At 70.9% G+C, this 23675-nt stretch carries 19 protein-coding genes and 1 riboswitch; of the genes, 12 read left to right on the top strand and 7 right to left on the bottom strand.

Annotation, left to right across the window (positions count from 1 at the left end; translation table 11 throughout):
- Positions 1-167 precede the first annotated feature (167 nt).
- Positions 168-262, top strand: a riboswitch (glycine riboswitch).
- Positions 263-310: 48 nt separating this feature from the next.
- The 9 genes from gcvP to SACMADRAFT_RS08770 all read left to right on the top strand — a co-directional run bounded on the left by gcvP (position 311) and on the right by SACMADRAFT_RS08770 (position 13207).
- The gene (gcvP, locus tag SACMADRAFT_RS08730) at positions 311-3178 is read left to right on the top strand and encodes an aminomethyl-transferring glycine dehydrogenase (RefSeq protein ID WP_009153440.1); all 2868 of its coding nucleotides are present in this window, start codon (positions 311-313) and stop codon (positions 3176-3178) included.
- Between the two features lie 10 nt (positions 3179-3188).
- On the top strand, positions 3189-4319 hold the full coding sequence (gene gcvT / locus SACMADRAFT_RS08735; protein ID WP_009153441.1) for a glycine cleavage system aminomethyltransferase GcvT: 1131 nt from the start codon (positions 3189-3191) through the stop codon (positions 4317-4319).
- A gap of 20 nt (positions 4320-4339) precedes the next feature.
- Positions 4340-4711 carry a glycine cleavage system protein GcvH gene (gene gcvH / locus SACMADRAFT_RS08740; protein ID WP_009153442.1) on the top strand — a complete coding sequence of 124 codons (372 nt, stop codon included), beginning with the start codon at positions 4340-4342 and terminating at the stop codon, positions 4709-4711.
- Position 4712: 1 nt separating this feature from the next.
- The gene (gene glyA, locus SACMADRAFT_RS08745; RefSeq protein ID WP_009153443.1) at positions 4713-5975 is read left to right on the top strand and encodes a serine hydroxymethyltransferase; all 1263 of its coding nucleotides are present in this window, start codon (positions 4713-4715) and stop codon (positions 5973-5975) included.
- Positions 5976-6061: 86 nt separating this feature from the next.
- Complete coding sequence (locus SACMADRAFT_RS08750) at positions 6062-6814, top strand: FadR/GntR family transcriptional regulator (RefSeq protein ID WP_009153444.1); 753 nt, start codon at positions 6062-6064, stop codon at positions 6812-6814.
- Positions 6815-6964: 150 nt separating this feature from the next.
- Positions 6965-9520 (top strand): AMP-binding protein, encoded by a 2556-nt coding sequence (locus SACMADRAFT_RS08755; RefSeq protein ID WP_009153445.1) that lies wholly within the window; start codon positions 6965-6967, stop codon positions 9518-9520.
- 32 nt (positions 9521-9552) lie between these two features.
- Positions 9553-10560 carry an iron ABC transporter substrate-binding protein gene (locus tag SACMADRAFT_RS08760; protein ID WP_040925612.1) on the top strand — a complete coding sequence of 336 codons (1008 nt, stop codon included), beginning with the start codon at positions 9553-9555 and terminating at the stop codon, positions 10558-10560.
- Between the two features lie 83 nt (positions 10561-10643).
- The gene (locus tag SACMADRAFT_RS08765) at positions 10644-12122 is read left to right on the top strand and encodes an ABC transporter permease (protein ID WP_009153447.1); all 1479 of its coding nucleotides are present in this window, start codon (positions 10644-10646) and stop codon (positions 12120-12122) included.
- Positions 12119-13207: an ABC transporter ATP-binding protein gene (locus SACMADRAFT_RS08770; protein ID WP_009153448.1), complete on the top strand. Its 1089-nt coding sequence runs from the start codon at positions 12119-12121 to the stop codon at positions 13205-13207. Before SACMADRAFT_RS08765 ends, SACMADRAFT_RS08770 begins: the two co-directional genes overlap by 4 nt.
- On the opposite strand, the gene SACMADRAFT_RS08775 is transcribed toward SACMADRAFT_RS08770, so the two are convergent.
- Both SACMADRAFT_RS08775 and SACMADRAFT_RS08780 read right to left on the bottom strand, forming a co-directional pair.
- On the bottom strand, positions 13171-13833 hold the full coding sequence (locus tag SACMADRAFT_RS08775; RefSeq protein ID WP_009153449.1) for an O-methyltransferase: 663 nt from the start codon (positions 13831-13833) through the stop codon (positions 13171-13173). The genes SACMADRAFT_RS08770 and SACMADRAFT_RS08775 overlap by 37 nt on opposite strands.
- A gap of 30 nt (positions 13834-13863) precedes the next feature.
- On the bottom strand, positions 13864-14109 hold the full coding sequence (locus SACMADRAFT_RS08780) for a hypothetical protein (protein WP_009153450.1): 246 nt from the start codon (positions 14107-14109) through the stop codon (positions 13864-13866).
- Positions 14110-14296: 187 nt separating this feature from the next.
- Between SACMADRAFT_RS08780 and SACMADRAFT_RS08785 the strand changes: the two genes are divergently transcribed.
- A complete protein-coding gene (locus SACMADRAFT_RS08785; RefSeq protein WP_009153451.1) occupies positions 14297-15517 on the top strand; it encodes an NAD(P)/FAD-dependent oxidoreductase in 1221 nt (406 codons plus the stop codon).
- Between the two features lie 11 nt (positions 15518-15528).
- Here the strand turns inward: SACMADRAFT_RS08785 and SACMADRAFT_RS08790 are convergent, their stop codons facing one another.
- Together SACMADRAFT_RS08790 and SACMADRAFT_RS08795 are read right to left on the bottom strand one after the other, a co-directional pair.
- A complete protein-coding gene (locus tag SACMADRAFT_RS08790) occupies positions 15529-15828 on the bottom strand; it encodes a YrhK family protein (protein ID WP_009153452.1) in 300 nt (99 codons plus the stop codon).
- Positions 15829-15864: 36 nt separating this feature from the next.
- Complete coding sequence (locus tag SACMADRAFT_RS08795) at positions 15865-17115, bottom strand: Bcr/CflA family multidrug efflux MFS transporter (RefSeq protein WP_009153453.1); 1251 nt, start codon at positions 17113-17115, stop codon at positions 15865-15867.
- A 160-nt stretch (positions 17116-17275) separates the two neighbouring features.
- Here SACMADRAFT_RS08795 and SACMADRAFT_RS08800 point away from each other — a divergent pair, with 160 nt between their 5' ends.
- A complete protein-coding gene (locus SACMADRAFT_RS08800) occupies positions 17276-18475 on the top strand; it encodes a PucR family transcriptional regulator (protein WP_009153454.1) in 1200 nt (399 codons plus the stop codon).
- A gap of 23 nt (positions 18476-18498) precedes the next feature.
- On the opposite strand, the gene SACMADRAFT_RS08805 is transcribed toward SACMADRAFT_RS08800, so the two are convergent.
- From SACMADRAFT_RS08805 to SACMADRAFT_RS08815, 3 genes are all read right to left on the bottom strand, one after another.
- A complete protein-coding gene (locus tag SACMADRAFT_RS08805) occupies positions 18499-18867 on the bottom strand; it encodes a response regulator transcription factor (protein ID WP_009153455.1) in 369 nt (122 codons plus the stop codon).
- Positions 18868-18878: 11 nt separating this feature from the next.
- On the bottom strand, positions 18879-19652 hold the full coding sequence (locus tag SACMADRAFT_RS08810) for a GAF and ANTAR domain-containing protein (RefSeq protein WP_009153456.1): 774 nt from the start codon (positions 19650-19652) through the stop codon (positions 18879-18881).
- A gap of 148 nt (positions 19653-19800) precedes the next feature.
- A complete protein-coding gene (locus SACMADRAFT_RS08815; RefSeq protein WP_009153457.1) occupies positions 19801-20853 on the bottom strand; it encodes an LCP family protein in 1053 nt (350 codons plus the stop codon).
- 210 nt (positions 20854-21063) lie between these two features.
- Between SACMADRAFT_RS08815 and SACMADRAFT_RS08820 the strand changes: the two genes are divergently transcribed.
- On the top strand, positions 21064-23673 hold the full coding sequence (locus SACMADRAFT_RS08820) for a LuxR C-terminal-related transcriptional regulator (RefSeq protein ID WP_009153458.1): 2610 nt from the start codon (positions 21064-21066) through the stop codon (positions 23671-23673).
- The last annotated feature ends 2 nt before the right edge of the window (positions 23674-23675 follow it).

Raw genomic sequence — 23675 nt, forward strand, 5'->3', positions numbered from 1 at the left:
ACTGTTCGCCCGGCGTGGTGGACGGATGGCCGAGCGTCGCGTACGTTATTTGTCCATAACCGAATACGTCGGCCGTATGAGCCGGAGCGGGAGAGCCCCCGTGTAGTCGGCGGGGCACCGAAGGAGCAAACGCCCCACAATCTCTCAGGTACCGCTACCGCTTTCGGCGAGGCCACTCTGGAAAGCAGGCTCGAAGCCTCACCCAAGGTGAAAGCCGTGCACGCACGGTGAAACTCTCAGGTGCCATGACAGAGGGGGAGTTCCCAGTACGGACGGGTATGCCTGTCGTACGCGCGCGAAGGAGCTCCCGATGCCAGAGCTGTCACCTAACCCACAAGCCCCGGGCGCGTTCGCCTCCCGCCACCTCGGGCCCAGCGAGTCCGAGCAGGCCAAGATGCTGGCCGAATGCGGCTACGGCAGCCTCGAAGGTCTGCTCGCCGCCGCGGTGCCGTCGGCCATCCGCTCGGCGGACGAGCTGAACCTGCCCGCCGCCGCCTCCGAGCAGGAGGCGATCGCCGAACTGCGGGCGCTGGCAGGCCGCAACCGGCCGATGACGCAGCTGATCGGCCTCGGCTACCACGACACCATCACCCCCGCCGTGATCAGGCGCAACGTGCTGGAGAACCCGGCGTGGTACACCGCCTACACGCCCTACCAGCCGGAGATATCGCAGGGCAGGCTGGAGGCGCTGCTCAACTTCCAGACCATGGTCGCCGACCTCACCGGCCTCGCCACGGCGAACGCGTCGCTGCTCGACGAGTCCACCGCGGTGGCCGAGGCGGTGCTGCTGATGCGACGTGTCGCCAAGGCCAAGTCGAACACCGTGGTGCTCGACGCGGAATGCCTGCCGCAGACGATCGCCGTCGTGCGCACGAGGGCCGAGGCGGTGGGCATCGAGGTCGATGTGCGCGACCTCGCCGAGGGCCTGCCCGAGGAGTTCTTCGGCGTGATCGTGCAGTACCCGGGCGCCTCGGGCGTGCTGCGCGAAGGCGACTTCTACTCCCGGATCGGCCAAGCCGCCAAGCAGGCTGGCGCGCTGTACTGCGTGGCGGCCGACCTGCTGGCGCTGACGATGGTGACCCCGCCCGGTGAGTTCGGCGCCGACCTCGCGGCAGGCACCACACAACGGTTCGGGGTGCCGCTGGGTTACGGCGGTCCGCACGCCGGGTACCTCGTCGTGCGTTCCGGGCTCGAGCGCTCGCTGCCGGGCAGGCTCGTCGGTGTCTCGATCGACACGGCGGGCGCCCCCGCCTACCGGCTGGCGTTGCAGACCCGGGAGCAGCACATCCGTCGAGAGAAGGCGACGAGCAACATCTGCACCGCTCAGGTGCTGCTCGCCGTGATCGCCTCGATGTACGCCGTCTACCACGGCCCCGACGGGCTGCGCAGGATCGCGCAGCGGGTGCACGGCAACGCCACCGCGCTCGCCGACGCGCTTCGCGGCGGCGGTGTCGAGGTGGTGCACGGCCACTTCTTCGACACCGTGCTCGCCCGCGTGCCGGGCAGGGCGGCCGCCGTGGTCACGGCGGCGAGGCAGGAAGGTGTCAACCTCGGGCTCGCCGACCCCGACCACGTGCGCGTGGCCTGCGACGAGAAGACCGACGCTCGCGTGCTGCGTGCCGTGCTCGCGGCCTTCGGTGTGGCAGGCGAACCCGCCGAGCGGGCAGCGCCCTCCCCCGCGTTGCCCGCCGGTCTGCAGCGCGGCAGCGAGTACCTGACCCACGAGGTGTTCCACCGCTACCACAGCGAGACCGCGATGCTTCGCTACCTGCGCAGGCTCGCCGACTTCGACTTCGCGCTCGATCGTGGCATGATCCCGCTCGGCTCCTGCACGATGAAGCTCAACGCCACCACGGAGATGGAGCCCGTCACCTGGCCGGAGTTCAGCGACGTGCACCCCTTCGCGCCGGAGGAGGACGCGCAGGGCTACCGGGAACTGATCGACCAGCTGTGCACGTGGTTGGCCGAGGTCACCGGATACGACAGGGTGTCGCTGCAACCCAACGCGGGCAGCCAGGGCGAGTTGGCCGGGCTGCTCGCCATCCGCGCCTACCACCGCGGCAACGGCGAACCCAACCGCGACGTGTGCCTCATCCCCTCCTCCGCGCACGGCACCAACGCGGCCTCGGCGGTGCTCGCCGGAATGCGGGTCGTCGTGGTGGCCTGCACGGTCGACGGCGACGTCGACCTCGCCGACCTGCGCTCCAAAGTGGAGGAACACAGCGACACGCTCGCCGCCATCATGGTCACCTACCCCTCCACCCACGGGGTGTACGAGCAGGGCATCGGCGAGCTGGCGAGGATCGTGCACGAGGGCGGCGGCCAGGTTTACGTCGACGGCGCGAACCTCAACGCGTTGCTCGGGCTCGCCAAGCCCGGCGAGTTCGGCGGCGACGTGTCGCACCTGAACCTGCACAAGACGTTCTGCATCCCGCACGGCGGTGGTGGTCCCGGGGTCGGCCCGGTGGCGGTGCGCTCCCACCTGGCGCCCTACCTGCCCAACCACCCGCTGCACCCGGCGGCGGGCCCGAGCACCGGGGTTGGCCCCATCTCGGCCGCTCCGTTCGGTTCCGCGTCGATCCTGCCGATCTCGTGGGCCTACGTACGGATGATGGGCGCGGCAGGACTGACCCGTGCCACCCAGGTCGCCGTGCTCGCGGCCAACTACGTCGCCGCGAGGCTCGCGCCGCACTACCCGGTGCTGTACACCGGGCAGAACGGGCTCGTGGCCCACGAGTGCATTCTGGACCTGCGCCAGCTGACGAAGCAGACCGGCGTGACCGTGGACGACGTCGCCAAGCGACTGATCGACTACGGCTTCCACGCCCCGACGATGTCGTTCCCGGTGGCGGGCACGCTGATGGTGGAGCCCACCGAGAGCGAGGACCTCGCGGAGCTGGACCGGTTCTGCGACGCGATGATCGCCATCCGGCGCGAGATCGACGACGTCGCGTCCGGACGCTGGAGCGTGGAGCAGAGCCCGCTGCGCAACGCGCCGCACACGGCGGAGCAACTCGCGGGGGAGTGGGAGCTGCCCTACGACCGGATGCTCGCCGCCTACCCCGGCAACAGGGCGGTCAAGGGCAAGTACTTCTCGCCGGTGCGGCGCATCGAGGGCGCCTACGGCGACCGCAACCTGGTGTGCTCGTGCCCGCCCATCGCCACCTACGAGAGCTGAGGCGAGCCCGGTGAACTCCGCGAAGACCGCGAAGACTGCGACGACTCCGACAACTCTGAAGACTCCGCTGCACGAGGTGCATCTCCAACTCGGTGCCTCGTTCACCGACTTCGCGGGCTGGTCGATGCCGGTGCGCTACTCCAGCGAACTGGTCGAGCACAAGGCCGTACGCGAGGCGGCAGGCCAGTTCGACCTCTCCCACATGGGCGAGATCGAGCTGTCCGGGCCGCAGGCGGCGCAGGCGCTGGACTACGCGCTGGTCGGCAAGCTGTCCGCGGTGAAGGCCGGCCGCGCGCGCTACACGATGATGTGCGAGGAGTCCGGCGGCGTGCTGGACGATCTCGTCGTCTACCGGCCGGAGCAGGACCGGTTTCTCGTCGTGGCCAACGCGGGCAACGCCACCGTGGTCGCCCAGCGACTGCGGGAACGGGCCAGCGGCTTCGACGCCCACGTGGACGACCGCTCCGAGGCGACCGCACTGATCGCCGTGCAGGGCCCGCACTCGCCGGCGATCGTGGCGGCGGCCACGGGCGCGGACCTTTCCGGACTGAAGTACTACGCGAGCATGCCAGCCCGCGTCGGCGAGCACGAGGTGCTGCTGGCCCGCACCGGCTACACCGGGGAGGACGGCTTCGAGGTGTTCGCCGACGCCGGTGAGGCGGTGTCGGTGTGGCAGTCGCTGGCGGCGGCCGGCGAGCCGCACGGCCTGCTGCCCTGCGGTCTGGCGTGCCGCGACACGCTGCGGCTCGAGGCGGGGATGCCGCTGTACGGCAACGAGTTGGGCACCGAGTTGACGCCGATGCACGCGGGCCTGGGCCGGGTGGTGAAGTTCGACAAGCCCGGTGACTTCGTCGGCAGGGCCGCGCTGGAGAAGGCCCCCGAACCCGACCGCGTGCTGGTGGGTTTGCGCGGCGAGGGCAGGCGCGCGCCCCGGCACGGCTACCGGGTGCTACACGGTGAGCGGGCCGTTGGCGAGGTCACCAGCGGGGCGCTGTCGCCGACGCTGGGCTACCCGATCGCTATGGCTTACGTGGAAGGCGAGTTCGCCGAGCCCGGCACCGAACTCGGCGCCGACATCCGAGGGCGGACGCAGCCCGTGACGGTCGTCGCCATGCCGTTCTACAAGCGGCCCACCACCTAGAAACAGCCGAAAGGGTTTTGATGAACATCCCGGAGAATCTGCGCTACACCCGTGAGCACGAGTGGGTCAGCGGCGATGAGGTGGTGACCATCGGTGTGACGGCCTTCGCCGCCGACTCACTCGGCGACGTGGTCTACGTGCAACTGCCCGATGTCGGCGACAAGGTGACGGCGGGCGAGGTCTGCGGCGAGATCGAGTCGACCAAGTCGGTCAGCGACCTGTACTCGCCCGTGACAGGAGAGGTCGTCGAGGTCAATCAGTCCGTGGTGGACAAACCGGAGACCGTGAACGCAGACCCCTACGACGCGGGCTGGCTGTTGCGGGTACGCGCGAGCAGCGTGCCCGAACTGCTCGCCGCCGACGCCTACGCCGCACTGATCCAGGAGGGCTGACATGAGCTCGTTCGACGCCGACCTGTCCACTGTCGACCCCGAGGTCGCCGAGGCGGTGGCTGCCGAGCTGACCCGGCAGCGCTCGACGCTGGAGATGATCGCCTCGGAGAACTTCGCGCCCGCCGGGGTGCTGCAGGCACAGGGCTCGGTGCTGACCAACAAGTACGCCGAGGGCTACCCCGGCCGTCGCTACTACGGCGGTTGCGAGCACGTCGACGTGGTGGAGAACCTGGCGATCGAGCGGGCGAAGTCACTGTTCGGCGCCGAACACGCCAACGTACAGCCGCACTCCGGTGCCCAGGCCAACGCGGCGGCGATGGTGTCGATGCTGGAGCCGGGAGACACCATTCTCGGTCTCGACCTCGCGCACGGCGGCCACCTCACACACGGCATGCGGCTGAACTTCTCCGGCAGGCTCTACAACGTCGTGGCCTACCACGTGGACGCCGAGACCGGGCTGATCGACATGGCCGAAGTGGACCGGCTGGCCACCGAGCACCGGCCCAAGCTCATCATCGCGGGCTGGTCGGCATACCCGAGGCAGCTGGATTTCGCCGAGTTCCGGCGCATCGCCGACTCGGTGGGCGCGAAGCTGATGGTCGACATGGCCCACTTCGCGGGGCTGGTCGCGGCGGGCCTGCACCCCAATCCCGTACCGTTCGCCGACATCGTCACCACCACGACCCACAAGACGCTCGGCGGTCCGCGCGGTGGAATCGTGTTGTGCGGCAAGGAACATGCCAAGAAGCTGAACTCGGCGGTGTTTCCCGGCCAGCAGGGCGGTCCGCTGGAGCACGTGATCGCGGCCAAGGCGGTGGCGCTGAAGATCGCGGCGAGCGAGGAGTTCCGTGATCGCCAGCAGCGGGTGTTGCAGGGTGCCAAGCTGCTCGCGCAGCGGTTGAGCGAACCCGACTGCGCCACCGCGGGCGTGCGGGTGCTCACCGGAGGCACCGACGTTCACCTGGTACTCGTCGACCTCGTGAAGTCCGAACTGGACGGGAAGCAGGCCGAGGACCGGCTGCACTCGATCGGGATCACGGTCAACCGCAACGCCGTGCCGTTCGACCCCCGCCCACCGATGGTGACCTCGGGCCTTCGGATCGGCACCCCCGCGCTGGCCACCCGTGGTTTCGGCGCGGACGACTTCACCGAGGTCGCCGACATCATCGCCCGCGCGCTGCTGCCCGAGTTCGACGAGGCCACGCGGGACGAACTGGGTTCGCGCGTCAGCCTGCTCGCCGACAAGCATCCGCTGTACGTGTAGCGGCCGTCGCCGGTGACTCGTTCACCGGCCTGCCCGCGTGCGGGGCATACACTCGCCGCAGGACACCGGATCGGCAGGAGGCGGCCGTGAGCACTGGGCTCGGCAGGGACCCACGAGCGGTCCCCGCCGTGGCCGGTGCCAGCGCCGGAGACGCGCTGTTTCGCCCCGTCCGCGCAGGCAACGCCTTCGAGGAGACCGTGGAGCGGTTGTTGCAGGCGGTGCGCCTGGGTGTGGTGGGCGCGGGGGAGCGGTTGCCGTCGGAACGAGAGTTGGCCGAGCGGCTCGGTGTGAGCAGGGTGACCTTGCGTGAGGCCATCAGGGCGCTGGCCGACGCCGGATACGTCGAGTCGCGGCGGGGCCGCTACGGCGGCACTTTCGTCAAGGAAAGTCTGCCCGCGCCGCGCGCCGCCGGTCGGTTGACCGACCCGGGTGCACTGGAGGACACCCTCGGCCTTCGGTACGTGCTGGAAACCGGTGCCGCCGAGCTTGCGGCATCCCGTTCGCTGAGCCCGGCCGATCGCAGGCACCTCACAGCCACGCTGGCCGAGGCGTGCACGGCCGACGTGTCCGACTACCGTCGCAGGGACTCTCGCCTGCACCTGGCCATCGCCGAGGTCACCGGCTCGGCCTCGCTGACCTCGGCCCTTGCCGACGTTCGGATGCGCGTGAACGAACTGCTGGACGAGATCCCGTTGCTTGAACCCAACCTCGACCACTCCAACGCCCAGCACGAAGCCGTGGTGGAGGCGATACTCGCGGGCGATTCGGCCGCCGCGCGCAGCGCGATGACCGAGCACGTCGAGGGCACCGCCTCACTGCTGCGCGGGTTCCTGCAGTGACCCGTCTCCTGCTCGCATGCCGGCAGTGGCCTTGCTCACTTTGGTTGCCACCCGCTCCCGGGGTTATGCTCAGGCAAGGCTTCCCTAATTTTGGGAAGGCTTGGCTTGTCGACACGGGGTGGTCGACCCGATCGGGAGTGAGCACGAGCCGTGACACTGGACGTCGCACCGCAGGCGACCGGCCCCGCACAGGCGGCCGTGCCGTTCGCCTCGAACCTGCGACGACACGGTAATCGACTTGCCGTCGTGACCCCCGACGGGACCCCGCTGACCTACCACGAGCTGGCCGACCGGGTCGACGCGATGCGGGTGCGGCTGACGGGCACGGCAACGGCCCGCAGGCTGGTGCTGATCGCCGCGTCCAACGACATCGAGCCGCTCGTGGCCTACCTCGCCGCTTTGTCGGCCGGGCACCCGGTGCTGCTGGCCCCGCCACAGGACGACCGCGTCGAGGCCATGGTGTCGGCCTACGACCCCGACGTGGTGCTGCGGCCGGACGGCCGCGCCTGGCGGTTGGTGCAACGCCGCGAGAACACCGCACACGATCCGCACCCGGAGTTGGCGCTGCTGCTGTCCACCTCCGGCTCCACCGGCTCGCCCAAACTCGTCCGGCTCTCGGCACGCAACGTGCGGGCCAACGCCGAGTCGATCGCGTCCTACCTGGACATCCGCGACACCGACCGCGCCATCGCCTCGCTGCCGATCCACTACAGCTACGGCTTGTCGGTGGTCAACAGCAACCTGCTGCGCGGCTCGGCACTGCTGCTGACCGGCGAATCCGTGGTGACGCCGCGATTCTGGCAGCTGGCGCGGCAGTGGGGCGCGACCAGCCTGCACGGCGTGCCCTACACCTTCGAACTGCTCGACACCGTCGGGTTCGACCGCATGGAGTTGCCCAGCCTGCGCTACGTGACGCAGGCGGGCGGGCGGCTGGAGCCCGACCGGGTGCGCCGACTCGCCGAGTTGGGGCAGCGTGAGGGCTGGCGGCTGTTCGTCATGTACGGCCAGACCGAGGCCACCGCACGCATGGCCTACCTTCCGCCCGAACTCGCCCTCACCCACCCGGACACCATCGGCGACGCCATCCCCGGTGGGTCTTTCCGGCTGGCCGACGCGCGTCTCACCGGCGACGGCGAGGAAGGGCAGCTGGTCTACCGGGGTCCCAACGTCATGCTCGGCTACGCCGAGTCTCCCGACGACCTCGCCCTCGGCCGCACCGTGCGGGAACTGGAAACCGGCGACATCGCGAGGCGTACCCCGGAGGGGCTCTACCGCATCGTCGGCCGCGCCAGCCGCTTCATCAAGCCGTTCGGCCTGCGCATCGACCTCGACCACGTCGAGGCAACCCTGGCCCTGGCAGGCCACGAGGCGGCGTGCACCGGCACCGACGACGGCCTGCTGGTGGCGGTCGCAGGCGGCGCGGCGGACGTCGAAGCGGTACGACGCCTCGTCCGCGACTCGTTCGGGCTGCCCGCGGCCGCCGTGCGGGTGCGCGAGGTCGACGAACTGCCCAGGCTGGCCAACGGCAAGATCGACTATGCCGGGCTGGAGCAGGCGCCGACCGCGCTGCGCGAAGTGTTCACGAGGGTGTTCGGCATCGCGACCGTGGCCGACGACGCCACGTTCGTCAACCTCGGCGGCGACTCGCTGAGCTACGTGCGCATGGCCACCGAACTGGAGAAGGTGCTCGGCACCGTGCCCGAGGGCTGGCCCAACCTGACCGTGCGCGAACTCGAGCGGCTGCGACCGCGCCGCAGGCGGTTTCCGGCGGTGGAGACCAACGTCGTGCTGCGGGCACTGGCGATCCTGCTGGTCGTCGGAACCCACGTGGGCTTCTTCGGGATCATGGGCGGCGCCCACCTGCTGCTGGTGCTCGCGGGCTGGACGTTCGCGAGGTTCGGTCTTGCCGACGGCGAACCCGCGGTCGCGGGTCGCGTGCTACGTGGCGCGGCACGCGTCGCCGTGCCGTCGATGCTGTGGCTTTGGGTACGGGCTTTCACCGAACCCGACGTCGGGGCCGCCAACATCGCGCTGCTCAGCAACTACGTGCCAGGGCCGGTCGCCAGAGGCTACTGGTTCATCGAGGTGCTGGTGCAGGCGCTGCTGGTGTTCGGGCTGCTGTTCGCCGTCCCCGCCGTGCGCGCCGCGGAACGCCGCCATCCCTTTCGGTTCCCGCTGGCCGTGCTGGCCGTCGCACTGGCGCTCAACCTCGGCCTCGCCGGAGTCGGCCAGCCCTTCGACCACGCGATGAGTCTGCACGGCGCGCTGTGGTTCTTCGTGCTCGGCTGGCTCGCGCTGCGAGCCGACACCCCGCGAAGGAAGGCCGCGGTCGCGCTGCTGGGGTTGCTGCTGGTGTCCGGCTACTTCGGCGACCCGGTGCGTGACGGCATCGTCGTCGGCGGCCTGGTGCTGCTGCTGACCGTACCCACCATCGCGCTGCCGACGCCGTTCGCCCGGCTGTTGACCGTGATCGCGGGTGCGTCACTGTCGATCTATTTGACCCACTACGCCGTCTATCCCGGGCTGCTGGCTCACCTGCCCACGCCGGTGGTGTTCGCGGCCAGCATCGCGGTGGGGGTCGTGGCGTGGCTGGCCGTGGAGTTCGCTGTGCGGCTGGCGGGCGAGCGGGCCGCCCGCAGAGCGAGTGCGGTGCAGCGCGCGACCTGCCCGACCACCCCGAAGACGTTGCCGAAGGTGGCTTCGTGAAGCGAGGAGGAACTGTGCGATTCCGTCATCGGGTGACGACGGCGGCGCTGCTCGGCGCCGTCGTCCTTCCGCTGGCCGTGGCCTGCGGCGACGGCCAGGCGGGTCCCGACACGCTGGTGGTCTACTCGGGCCGCCACGAGGGCCTGGTCGGCGGTCTGCTGGATCGCCTGGAACAGCACACCGGGATGCCGGTCGAGGTGCGTTACGGCGGCAGCGCCGAGATGGCCGCGCAGATCCTCGAAGAGGGCGACGGCACCTCCGCTGACCTGTTCTTCTCGCAGGATGCCGGCGCGCTCGGCGCGCTGTCGGAGCAGGGCAGGCTCGAACCGCTGCCGCAGGACGTGTTGGGGCTGGTTCCGCAGCAGTACCGCGCCGACGACGGCACGTGGGTAGCCACCTCGGCCCGGGCTCGGGTCGTCGCCTACGACCCTGACCAGGTCAGCGAGGCCGACCTGCCCCGAAGCGTGGACGACGTCGTGGACCCGAAGTGGCGCGGCAAGGTGGGGTTCGCGCCCACCAATGCCTCCTGGCAGGCCTTCGTCACCGGGCTACGGGTGTTGCGCGGCGACGAGGCGGCACGGCAGTGGCTGAACGACTTCGCGGCGAACGAACCGCAGCGGTACAAGAACAACCTGGCGGTGCTCGACGCGGTCGACTCGGGGCAGGTCGCCATGGGGTTGATCAACCACTACTACTGGTACGAGCGAATCGCCGAGCAGGGCGAGAACCGGGTGAACGCCAAGCTGCACTTCGTCGGTGGTGACGACCCGCTGGCGCTGGTGAACGTCGCCGGTGTGGGGGTGCTTTCGGGCAACGACTCCGACGAGGCCGCGCGCAAGGCCGTGCGATTCCTGCTGTCGCAGGAAGCGCAGCGCTACTTCGCCGACGAGACCGCGGAGTATCCCGTCATCGAAGGCGTCAGTTCCAGCAAGCACGACCTGCCGCCGCTGACCGAGATCCAGTCACCGGACCTTGATCTGTCGCGGCTTTCCACGTTGCAGCAGACGCTTCGGATGCTGCAGGAGGCGGGGCTGTCCTGAGCATCACGAGCATCCCGAGCACCACCCGCCCCGGCGAGGGGCGGGGCACGCGATCGGCGCCACTGCTGACCGCGGCCGCGATCGTGGCCGCGGTCGCGGCGCTGACCCCGCTGGCCTACCTCGTCGTGCGGGCCTTCGACGCGGGCGCGGACACGGTGTGGCGGGTGCTGTGGCAGCAGCGCACGCTGGAACTGGCGCTGCGCAGCCTCGCGCTCGCCGCCGCGGTGGCGGCGGCCTGCCTGGTGCTCGGCGTGCTCGGCGCGTGGCTGGCGGTGCGCAGCGACCTACCGGGCAGGCGGGTCGCCGCCGTGCTGCTGGTGCTGCCGCTCGCCGTGCCGTCCTACGTCGCGGCGTTCACCTGGATCGCGCAGTGGCGCGACCTTTCCGGTTTCTTCGGCGCGTTCGTCGTGCTGACCCTGGTGTCGTTCCCCTACGTGCTGCTGCCCGTCGCCGCGGCACTGCGTACCGCCGATCCCGCGCTGGAGGAGGTGGCACGCTCGCTGGGCAAGTCGGCACCGAGGACGTTCCTGCTGGTGACCCTGCGCCACATCCGCCCCGCGGCCACGGCCGGAACGCTGCTGGTGGCGCTGTACGTGCTCAGCGACTTCGGCGCGGTGTCGCTGATGCGCTTCGAGGCGTTCACGCTGGGCATCTACACCAGCTACCAGGCCACTTTCGACCGCACGCCCGCCGCGATCCTCGGCTGCGTGCTGGTGGTGCTGGCGCTGCTGCTCACCGTGGGCGAGCGGCGAGCAAGAGGCGCCGCCGAGGTGCGCTCGGCCCGTGGTGCCGCGCGGCCCGCGGCGACGGTTCGCCTCGGCAGGGCCCGGATTCCCGCGCTGCTGGGCGTGGTCGTGCTGCTGGTGCTTTCGCTGGGTGTGCCGGTGTTCAGCCTGGTGCGCTGGCTGATCGTCGGCCGTTCGGCAGGCATTGACGTCCCCGACCTCGTGTCGGCCACGTTGGGCACCGTCACCGTCGCGGGCGCGGGCGCGTTGCTGACGGTGGCGCTGGCGATTCCCGTCGGCGTGCTCGCCGCCCGGCAGCGGGGCAGGCTCTCGCGCGGCGTGGAACTGGCCAGCTTCGCGGGCCACGCGCTTCCCGGCATCACGGTCGGGCTCGCGCTGGTGTTCTTCGGGATCAGGGTCGCGCCTCAGCTGTACCAGCGCACGCCTATGCTGGCGTTCGCCTACGCGGTGCTGTTCCTACCGCTTGCGGTGGGCGCCGTGCGCACCGCCGTGGCACAGGCCCCGCCCGTGCTCGAGGACGTGTCGCGCTCACTGGGCAGGGGCAGGCTGCTGACCCAGGTGCTCGTCACGATGCCGCTCGCGGCACCCGGTGTGCTGGCCGGCGCCGCGTTGGTGTTCCTGACCAGCGCCAAGGAGTTGCCCGCGACGCTGCTGCTGCGGCCGACCGGCACCGACACGCTGGCCACCGAGTTGTGGAGCAGCACCGAGATCGGCGCGTTCGCCGCGGCCGCGCCGTACGCGGCGGTGCTGCTCGTCGTGGCGGCGGTGCCCGCCGTCCTGCTCGACCAATTCCTCCGGAAAGGGGGTAGGCGATGAGCCGGTTGACCGTCGAGGGTCTCGTCGCGGGTTACGGACCCCAGCCCGTGTTGCGTGGCCTCGATCTCGCCGTGCCGCAGGGCGCGCTTGCCGCCGTACTGGGGCCCTCCGGCTGCGGCAAGACCACGCTGCTGCGTGTGCTCGCCGGGTTGCATCCGCTGCGGGCAGGTCGGGTGGCGCTGGGAGACCGCGTGCTGTCGGCCCCCGGTGTGCACGTGCCACCCGAACGCAGGGGCATCGGGCTGGTTCCGCAGGAGGGCGCGCTGTTTCCGCACCTGAGCGTCGCCTCCAACGTCGGCTTCGGCCTTTCCAGGGCCCAGCGCAGGCAAGGGCGCGTGGATGAGGTGCTTGAACTGGTCGGCCTCGCCGGGTACGGCAAGCGGATGCCTGCGCAACTGTCCGGTGGGCAGCAGCAACGGGTCGCGCTTGCTCGGGCACTGGCGCCGCGACCGGGTGTGGTGCTGATGGACGAACCGTTCTCCTCCCTCGACGCCGCGCTGCGGGCGGAACTGCGAGCCGACGTACGGGCGGCGCTGCGCGCCTCCGGCGCCACCGCGTTGCTGGTCACCCACGACCAGGAGGAGGCGCTCGGTATGGCCGATCTGGTGGCCGTGCTACGCGACGGGGTCGTGGCGCAGCTGGGCACCCCGCAGCAGGTGTACCTCGAACCCGCTGATCTGGATGTCGCGCTGTTCGTGGGCGAGGCAGTGGTCTTCGACGGGCGACCCGGCCATGGCGCCGTGGACACCCCGCTGGGCAGGCTCAAGGTGACCGCCGAGGACGCGGCGGCTTCCGCCGAGTCCGAGCTGTCCCGGCGCGGCACCGTGCTGGTGCGGCCCGAACAGGTACGCATCGACCGAACCGGTCGCGAGGGTGTCGCCGCCATGGTCACCGACGTCCTCTTCCACGGCCACGACGCCACCGTGCTGCTGCGCCTCGGCGACGGGCACCACGTGCGCTGCCGCGTGCAGGGTCCGCTGCCCGCGAGCAGAGGCGATGCCGTTTCGGTGAGCGTTTCGGGAGCGGCCCGGTTCTTCCCGGCAGGCGATCAGCCGGTGACCAGCGCGATCGCGAGCCCGTCGTAGCCTTTGGCGCCCACCGTCTGCAGCGCGGTGGCCTCCACTCGCGGTTCTGTCGACAGCAACTCGGTCAGGTGCCGCACACCGCGCACCGCCGGGTCGTCGCTGTCCGCCTGGGCGACCTCACCGCCTCGGACGACGTTGTCCACCACGATCACGGTTCCCGGCCTGCTCAGCTGCACCGCCCACCTGAAGTACTCGGCGAGGTTCGGCTTGTCCGCGTCGATGAACACCAGGTCGAACGGGCTGTCGTCGCGCAGCGTCGGCAGGGTGTCGAGCGCCCTGCCGACGCGGATGTCGACCTGCTGCGCCAGTCCGGCCCTTTCGATGTTCTCCCGCGCCACCCGGGCGTGGTGCTCGTCGATCTCCAGCGTGACCAGCTTGCCGTCCGAGGGCAGTGCCCTGCCCAGCCAGATCGTGCTGTAGCCGCCGAGCGTGCCGATCTCCAGTACCGACCGGGCTCGCGACATCCTCGCGAGCAGATACAGCAGCTTGCCCTGGTTGGGGGCGACGGCGATGGCGGGCAACCCCGCCTCCGCGCTGGCCTGCACCGCAGCGTCCAGCGCCGGGTCAGGTCGCAGCAGGTGAGTGTTGAAGTAGTCGTCCACCGCGGTCCACCGGCCAGCCGTCATGGTCTGTAGACCTTAGGTGGCCGGTTACGGCTACGCGGGCCCGAACTCGCCGTCGTCACCCTCCTCGGCGTCCTCGCCCGAGGCGGTCGCACCGACGCTGACGACGGCATCGCGCAGGGCGGCACGCAACCGCCCCACGTCCAGCGGCGTCAGCACCGCAGCCTCACCCGGCGGTGCGATCAGCACCACCCGGTCGCTGCTCACGAGCACGGTGACCTCCCGCCGCCGCCCGGCGAGATCTCGGCAGGAGATCGCCCATTCATCGCGCACCACCACGTAGACCGCCCCTCGTTATCCCGGTGTTGCTCTGGTGTGCGTGTCAGTGTGCTGAATACGATGGCGCTGTCGCCGGCTGATGACGCCCGCCCCGAGCGACTTCACCCCGTATCACTTTGTGTCGTTGTGGTAGCTGCGAACTGTAGTCTCAAGTCCGGGTAGTTCACCAGGCGCAACGGAGGGACCGATGCCCGAGCCGGAGCGGATCATCATTGTCGGAACTGGACTGGCGGGTGCCACGGCCGCCGCCGAAGTGCGAGAACGCGGATTCCGCGGCGAGGTGACACTGTTCGGTGAGCAGTCCCACCGCCCGTACGAGCTACCCGCGCTTTCGAAGTCGGTACTGCTCGGCGAGACCGACGAGCCGGAGTGGGTCCACGACCAGGGTTTCTACGCCGAGCACGACATAGACCTGCGCACCTCGGTGCGGGTGGAGCGGGTCGATCCGGCGCAGCAACTGGTCACGGACGACAGGGGCGGCACCCATCGCTACGACCGGTTGGTGCTCGCCACCGGATCCCGCCCTCGCCACGTCGCCGTGCCAGGTGCCGACCTGCCGGGGGTGCGGACCCTACGCACGCTCGACGACGCGCTCGCGCTGCGGGCCGCGTTCGGTGAGGGCGTCCGGGTGGTGGTCGTCGGTGCGGGGTGGATCGGCACCGAGGCCGCCGCGGCCGCACGCACGCACGGCGCCGACGTCACCGTGGTGGAGCAGGCCGAACTTCCGCTGCTGCCCGTGCTCGGCGCCGAGGTGGCCGCCGTGTTCCGCGACCTGCACACCGAACACGGGGTGAAATGGCGGCTCGGCACCGCCATCGCCGAGTTCACGGCAGACGCGGGCGGCGTGCGCGGGGTGCGGCTGCGAGACGGCCAGGAACTCGCCGCCGATCTCGTACTGGTCGCCGTCGGGGCGGGGCCGAGGGTGGAGCTCGCCGAGGCCGCGGGTCTCGACCTCGCGGCCGACGGTGGCGTCGCGGTGGACGAGGGACTGGCGGCGGCGCCGGGGGTGTTCGCCGCCGGTGACATCGCCTCGCACTCGCATCCGCGCTACGGACACCGGGTCCGAGTGGAGCACTGGGCCAACGCCAAGGACCAGGGTGCCCACGTCGCCCGCAACCTGCTCGGCGAGAACGAGCCGTACCTGGCCACGCCGTACTTCTTCACCGACCAGTACGACCTCGGGTGCGAGTACCGCGGTCTCGCCGATCCCGCCGCCGACGAACTCGTCGTGCGCGGAGACCTCTCCTCCCGCGAGTTCATCGCGTTCTGGTTGCGTGAGGGCCGGGTGCGGGCAGCGCTCAACGTCAACTCCTGGGACGAAGGCGATGCCCTGCAGGCTCTGGTCGACAGCCGTGCCGCCGTGTCGGCGCGGCAGTTGCTGGAGGAGGACCTCGGCCGCTTCGAGTAGCGCCGAGCGGCTCAGAAGTCCCTCGCGGTCTCGCCGGGCATGCCGGGGCGGAGCCTGCGCAGGTGTACCCGCCTGGTCAACCTGATCACCGGACGGACGAACAGCTGGACGCTGCCGAGCAGGAACAGCCAGGTCCCGGCTGTCGTGGTGGACTCGGAGAAGAACAGCACACTGCCCACGGCGAACCACAGTGCGATGAGCATGTCGTTGCCGATGCTGAGCACCTCGTAGCGCTGGCGCACGAGCAGTTCCTCGTGGCCGAACTTCAGCATCACCTGGGAGTCGTCGGCGGAGCTCTCGCTGCTGGCCATCGACTCACCGTGCACCCTCAGGCTGCCGGCCGCATCTCAGGCGGGCCGCGGTGTCGTGGAGTGGCGGCGGGTGAGCACACCGAAGCTGACCAGCGCGAGCATCCCGGTCACGGCCATGATCGTGGCCATCGGAACGGCCGAGCCCTCCCCGAACGCGCCGACGAGCGGTGAGGCGGCGCCTCCGACGAGAAACTGCACGACCCCCAGCAACGCCGACGCCGAGCCTGCCGTGTGCGGGTGGTCGGCCAGCGCGAGCGAGGTCGCGTTGGGCATGATCAACCCGATGGAGGAGACCAACACGAACAGCGGTGGCAGCAGTCCCGCCAGCCCGAGCCCGAACACCGCGGCGGCCACCATGCCAAGCGCACCCGCCAGCGTGGCCAGCAGGCCGGTGAGCAGCAGCGAACGCTGCCGGAACCGGGCGACGATGCGGCCGTTGACCTGGCTCGCCGCCACGAGGCCGAACCCGTTGACCCCGAACACGATGCTGTACTCGACCGGGGACAGGCCGTAGACACCCTGCAGCACGAACGACGAGCCGGAGATGTAGGCGAACATCCCGGCGAACGCCATGCCGACGGCCAGTGCGTAGCCGAGGAACAGCCGGTCGCTCAGCAGACCACCGTAGGTGCGCATGACGGGTCCGAAGCGGGCGGGCCTGCGCCTGCTTGGTGGCAGCGGTTCCGGCAGCGCGAAGGCCGCCACGGTGAGCAGCAGCACGCCGAAGCCGGTCAGCGCCCAGAAGATCCCGCGCCACGACGTCACGGCGAGCAGTTGGCCTCCGATGACGGGCGCGAGGATCGGTGCCAGTCCGGTGACGAGCATGAGCATGGAGAAGAACCGCGCCATCGCGATGCCGGAGTAGAGGTCACGCACCGCCGCGCGCGCGATGACCACCCCGGCCGCGGCGCCGAACGCCTGCAACGTGCGCGCCGCGATCAGTGCTTCGGCCGAAGGGCTGACGGCACACAGCACCGACGCGACCACGAAAACGGCGATGCCGACAAGTAGCGGCCTGCGCCGTCCCCACGCGTCGGAGAGCGGGCCCACGACCAGTTGCCCCACGCCCAGCCCCACGATGAACGCCGCCAGGGTCAACTGCAGCGCCGTGTCGGTGCTGTGCAGGTCCTGGGTCATCGTGGGCAGCGCGGGCAGGTACATGTCCACCGACAGCGGGCCGAACGCCGTCAGCCCGCCCAGGATGAGCGCGTACTTGGCGGTGCGGTGGCCGCGGCGCTCGGCGACTGTGGCCTGCCCGGTCCCGCTGACTGCCGTGTCCGTGCTCAATGCCGCCTCCAGTCCGCTCGGCCCGACGGACAGAACAACTTGCGTAGCGGTGCTAACTATTCCATGAAGTAGTCGTGATTCTCGGCATGGTGGACGTGCCCTCGGTCACCCGGCGGCTGTGTCCTACGGTGGTTCGGTCGCTGCAACCGAGGAGACGAAGGTGTCTGATCTCGCCGAGGAGTTGGCGCGTGCGCTGATCACGCGGCTCGACGAGCTCACGGACGAACTCGTGGCGGACATCCTCGCCGAGAACCCCGGCTACCACGACGCGGCACTGGTGACGCTCGCCGAGTTGCGCCGCTCCTGCCGCACCAACCTGGAACGGATCCTGCAGCTACTCGGTGACACGGTGCCGGCAGGTGACGAGCCGCTGGACGCCGCGCGGACCACGGGTTCGCGCCGAGCGGAGCAGCGCGTGCCACTCGACTCGGTGCTGCGGTCGTTCCGGCTTGGCGGCAGGGTGCTGTGGCGCGGCCTGGTCCGCACCGGCAAGGAGGACCGCCGGGTGGATCGCGACCAGCTGCTCGACGTCGCCACCACGGTGTGGACGGTGGTCGACGAGGCCTCCTCCGCGGTCGCGCAGGCCTACCGGGAAACCGAGCTGCAACTGAGCAGGCTGGACGACCATCGCAGGCATGCGCTGGTCGGTGACCTGCTCCGGGGCCGTGGCAGGGACGCCGGCTTCGCCGAGCGGGCCGCCACCGAGTTGGGGCTGCCGGGGCACAGCGACTACCTCGTGTTCGTGGCGAGCATGGCCGCCGACGGCATGCCGGGCCTGGCGATGCCGCAGGATGCCCTCGCCAGCTACGGGGTGAAGTCGGTGTGGCAGCCCAGAGATCGCACCACGGTGGGCCTGGTGGCGCTGCAGGGGCGGCAGCCTTCGGCCGTGCTGGACCTGCTTCGTGCTGGCGTGCGGGCCGGGGTGGGCGTCAGTCCCGCTGTGGCGGGCCTCGCCGAGGTCGGCGTCGGTCACGATCTCGCACTGCTGGCGCTGCGCACGTTGCCTGACTGCGATGCCGGGTTCGCCGTGCTCGACGAGCGGCTGCCGGAGGCGTTGGTTGCCCGTTCACCGGAGCTTGCCGAGCGGCTGCTGCGGGGCGTGCTCGGCCCGCTGCTGCGGTTGACGCCGAGTGAGCGCGACGTGCTGCTGCCCACCCTGGCGGTGTGGCTTGAGACCAACCGCTCCGCCGCCGCGACGGCCTCACGGCTGTACTGCCATCGCAACACCGTGCTCAACCGGCTGCGCAGGCTCGAGAGCCTGCTGGGCACGTCACTGCACGACCACAGGGCCGGGCTGGCGCTGTCCCTCGCGGTGCTGGCCCACGAGATCACGACAGGCAAACCGTCGGTGGAGCGCTGAGGGCGCGGCCGCGCTATCCGCGGTCACCCTCGATCACTGCCCGCGGGATGCAGCAGCGCTTCGACCTCCGCGAGCAACTCCTCACCTGTGAACGGCCGCGCGAGCCAGCCGTCGGCTCCCTCGTAGCCGTTCTCGGCGAGGTGCGGCGAGGTGAGCAGCAACATCGGCACGTCGGCCCTGTCGCGGATGCGGTCGAGCAGCGGCCGTGGGTCGGCGCCGAGCAGTTCGCAGTCCACGACGACGAGGTCGGGCCGCTGCTCGCCTGCCAGCCGCGGACCCGACTGGCCGTCGAAGGAGAGCACGACCTCGTAGCCCGCGCGTTCGAACGTGAGCCTCAGCGCCAGCGCCGCACCGGGGTCGTTCTCCAGCGCGAGCACCCTGGTGGCCACCACAGGCCGCCCGCTCAGCTGGCGTCGCTGTAGGGGCGTGGTTGTTGCTGCCTGCCCCGTCGAGGTGCCTCGGCGGTCGCCAGGTGCCGCACCGACGGCGCGTCGTCGATCACGTCCTGCGCCACGCCCGCGAGCCTGCGCCTGGTGCGGCGGGCGAAGGAACGCATCACCTCGAACGCCGACTCCAGGTCGCTGCCGAGCCGGGTGGCCAGCACACCCTTGGCCTGCTCGATCGTCACCCTGGTGTGCAGCGCGGTCTGCAACTGCCCAGCGAGTTGCTGCGCCGAGCCCAGTGTCCGCCGGGACAGCACCGTGGCCGCGGCGGTGTCGGCCAGTGCCTGCCCGATGGCGCGGTCGGTGTCGGCCAGTGAACCCTCGCCGTGGCGCAGCAGCAGCAGCGCACCGACGACCTGCCCGTTGCCGCACAGCGGCAGGGTGTGTGCCGAGGTGAAGCCGGTGTTGAGTGCCGAGGCGGTGAACGCGGCCCAGCGTGACTCGTGGCGCAGGTCCGCCGAGCCGGAGCACATCGCCGAGCGCAGGCTCTCCACGGCGGGGCCCTCGACGGTGTCGGCCTGCAAGGTCGTCAACTCGCGTGCGGTGTCCGCCGTGGCCGCCAGCGCCTGCACGCGTAACCGGTCGTCGGCCAGCAGCGCAGCGGCCTCGTCCACGGCCAGCAGGTCGCGGCAGCGCAGCGCGAGCGTGTGGGCGTACTCGGTCTCGTCGAGCCTCCCGATACCCGCGTCGGCGAGTGCGGCGAACGCGCTGGCCAAAGCCACCTCGCGGTGCATGGACACCTCCCTGCGATCGTCGCGGCTCCTCTCGGTCTCCGAAAGGAGTGTCCGTCCAGCCCGCATATCGGCGTGGTGAACCGAACGCAGAACCCGTGGCGGCGTCGGTTCACCTGGTCCGGACGAAGCGCTCACTCGGCCGCGTGGCTCAGCGGGTGGAGTTTCCGAGCCTGCTGTCGGGGAACTGCCGCACGTAGTGTTCGAGGTTGCCTGCTGCGAGCGCGCGCCACAGTCTCGGTGCCCGCCGGGAGTCCAGGTACACCACGGACTGGCCGTCCTCCTGGCCGAGCCCGGAAACCGGCGCGGTGAGGAAGGTGATGTTGCCGGGGCGGAGGCTGCGCAGGTCGAGTGCCAGTGAGCGCAGCGCACTGTTGGTCAGCGTGTCGTCCACGCTCACCCAGTGGGTGAGGGTGTCGAGGAACCGGTATGTCCGAAGAGGATCGGACAGCATGCCGTCGGACACGGCCGATTCCAGCAGCGCCCGCAGCGCGCTCTGCTGGCGCTGCACCCGGGCCAGGTCTCCGCCTGGGAGGTTCTTGCGCTGTCTGACGTATGCCAGCGCGGCGGCGCCGTCGAGGTGGTTGGGGCCCGAGTGGAACCGGAATCCCTCCGTGGTCGCCGGGCTGGCCACGTTGACGGTGATGCCGCCGACGGCGTCGGTGAGTGCGCGGAAGCCGCTGAAGTCGATGACCGCGAAGTGGTCGATCCTGATCTTGGTGAGTGATTCGACGGTGTGCACGAGCAGCCCCGGCCCTCCCAACGAGTAGGCCGCGTTCAACTTCGTCGTGCCGTGCCCGGGAACGTCCACCCAACTGTCCCTCGGCAGCGAGACCACCCCCGCGCGGGAGCCGTCGGCGTTGACCTGGGCGAGCATCACGACATCGCTGCGCTGCGAGCCAGGGGTGAACTCGGTACCGGGCGCGGCGGCTCCCGTCGTCGGCCTGCCCGCACGGCTGTCCGTGCCGACGAGCAGGAAGGTCACCATCGGGGTCTGCGGTGGGCGCTGCTCGGGGTCCAGTTCGCTGAACACGTCGGGGAAACGCTCGACCTGACCCGCGAGCCGGTCGGACAGCATCACGAGGGCACCGCCCGCCAGGCCCGCGAACGCGAGGGCGATCAGCGTCAGCGTGAGCAGTAGCTTGCCCGCGCGTCGCAGCGGCGAGCGTCGCTGAGTCGGCTCCTGCTCGCCGTGTTCGTCCACCAACGACTCTCCCTCGGCGAATGTGGGTCGTCGTTGTCGAACACTCGCAGCGGCGAAGCGGTGGGCGCCTCATCCGTCGCGGGTGAATGCGCAACCCGCGTCGCGGCGCCGCGGGCAACCCGGTTCGGGGTCACTCGTCCGATAGATCTTGCGACACGGCGCGTGGAATGGCGGTCGTGGCACCCCCGTGGTTCTCGTAACCTGGCTGTGATGTCGGTGGAAATCAGTCAGTCGAGCCCGGCGCTCGCCTCGAAGTTCGTCTGCCCTGCCGCGCCGAGCGGGCAGGTGCGCAGGCAGCGGCTGGAGCGCCTGCTCGACGCGGCGTCACCGGTCACAGTGGTGTGTGCCCCGCCCGGCTTCGGCAAGACGACACTGCTGGCCGAGTGGGCCCGGCAGCGCGCGGGGGAGGTCGCCTGGATCACCGTGGACGCGGGCGACAACCACCCGGGTGCGCTGCGCCGTGCGGTGCTCGCGGCACTGGGCGTGGACGAACAACACGGCCGCGGCGGCGGACTGCCCGGCGCGGCCGGGGGGCTGGTGCCGTGGCCGAGGGCTCCGCGCGGGATCACCGAGGAAGCCGGCGAGTTCACCGGGCACACCAGGCCGTTTCTCGTGCTCGACGACGCGCACCTACTGTCCGAACCAGACGCCTGGCGAGAGCTGGAGTCGCTGCTGCTCGCGGTGCCCGGCGGGCCGAGGCTGCTGCTGAGCACCCGGCGGCGGCCACCGTTGCCGCTGCACCGCCTTCGGGTGGCGGGCAGCCTGGCCGAACTCGGCCACCGCGAGTTGGCACTGTCCGAAAGCGAGGCCGCCGCCGTGCTCGCCGAGCACGACGTGCGCCTGACCGAGGCGGACCTGGCTCGCCTGCTGCGCCGCACCGAGGGCTGGCCCGCCGCGGTGCGCATGGCCGCGCTGGCGCTGGCGGACTCTCCCCGGCACGCCACCACGATCGACGGACTCGCGGAGTACGACCGCGCGGTGGCCGACTACCTGGCGCAGGAGGTGCTCGTCGAGTTGCCCGCCGAGCAACTCGACGTGCTGTTGCGCACGAGCGTGTGTGAGCGGTTCACGGTCGAGCTGGCAGGGCGGCTCGCGGATCGCGACGACGCGGGCGCGCTGCTGGACCGCGTCGAGCAGGCCACCCAGCTGCTCACCCGCGGCGACAGCGTGGGCGGCTGGCTGCGCTGCCACCCGCTGTTGCGCGGCCACCTTCGCACCACGCTTCGCTCGCGCTCCATCGCCTGCGTCGCCGCGCTGCACCGGGCCGCGGCGACCTGGTTCGCCGAACACGGCGAACCGCTCACGGCGATGCGGCACGCCGCCGAGTCCGCCGACGAGGAGCTCTTGGCGGACCTGGTGGTGCGGCACGGACCCACACTGCTGCTGCAGGGCGGCGGCGTCGCGTTACGGCAGCGGGCAGCCGTGTTGCCGCAACCGGTGACACGGCGGCCCGACGTCGATCTGGTGCTCACCATGGCCGACCTGGCAGGCGGTGACCGCCAAGGCGCGCAAGCGCGGCTGGCGAGGCTGGCCGAAGGAGAGGCGTTGGGCCGGGACCGTCAGACCTACGCGCTCGCGCTGGTGGCGCTGGCCCACCACTGCAGGCTGACGGGCAGGCTCACCTCGCACGTCGAGGCGCTGGACAGCCAGCTCGACCACATCGCCTCCCCGGATCTGCGCACGCTCGCGCTGGTCAACCGCGGCACCGCGCGGCTGTGGTTCGGTTGTCATCGGCGCGCGGCCGACGACCTGGAGCACACGCTGCGGCAGGCCCGCGAGCGCGGCTACCACCAGTTGGAACTGCACTGCCTGGCCCACCTCGCCGCTGCCGCCGCCGCGGCGGGTGACTACCCGGCCGTGCGTGGTTGGGCGGGGCAGGCGTGCCGGTTGGCCTGCGCCCACGAACTCACCGGTACCGCGGCGGGCTGCCTCGGCCACGCGATGGCCGCCTGGGGTGCACACCAGGAACTCGACGACGAATCCGCGCGAGCGCACGCGGAGTCCGCTGCCCGCCTCACCGGCCGAGGGCACGACCGCATGCTCGCCCTCACCGTTCGGTCGATCGTCTCGATCGTGGCCGCCACCGCCGACCCGCAACCCGCATTGGCCGGTCTGCGTGCCTGCTGGAACGCTGTCGAGCCGACCGAGACGCCGCAGCGGACACTGCTGGCGCGCGCGGCGACGGCCGAGCACCGGATGGCGCTGCGGTTGGGCAGGCCGGACTGGGCGGCGGACGCGCAGCGGCGGGCCACCGCCCACCTGGGTGATGTGGGGGAGATCGCGCTGATGCGTGCCAGGACACACGCGCACCACGGTCGGATCACCGCGGCGCGCTCTCACGTCGACCGGCTGCTGCCGGAGGAAACCTTCCTGCTGCTGGACAGCCGCATCGAAGCTCACCTACTTGCCGCCTCGCTGGCCGACAGGGCAGGCGATACCCACCTGGCACGGCAACGACTGTCCTCGGCTCTGGAACTGGCTGCCCCTTCGCGGGCGTTGCGGCCGTTTCACGAGGCCGGTTCCCGCGTGCGCGACCTGCTCGCGGCGCAGGCAGGCCGCTTCGGCATGCTGGAGCCGTTCGTCGGCGAGGTGCTTTCGGGGCTGACCCCGGCCAGGCAGGAGGTCGCGGCCGAGCTCACGCCCAGGGAGCTGGCGCTACTGACGGAGTTGCCGTCGATGGGCACCGTGGAAGAGATCGCCGCGAACCTGTACGTGTCGGCCAACACGGTCAAGACGCACCTGCGCAACATCTACCGCAAGCTCGGCGTCACCACGCGCAGGCAGGCGGTGCAGGTCGCGCGGCGAACCGGCCTGCTGTGAGG

This window comes from Saccharomonospora marina XMU15 (assembly GCF_000244955.1).
Taxonomy (GTDB): Bacteria; Actinomycetota; Actinomycetes; order Mycobacteriales; family Pseudonocardiaceae; genus Saccharomonospora_A; species Saccharomonospora_A marina.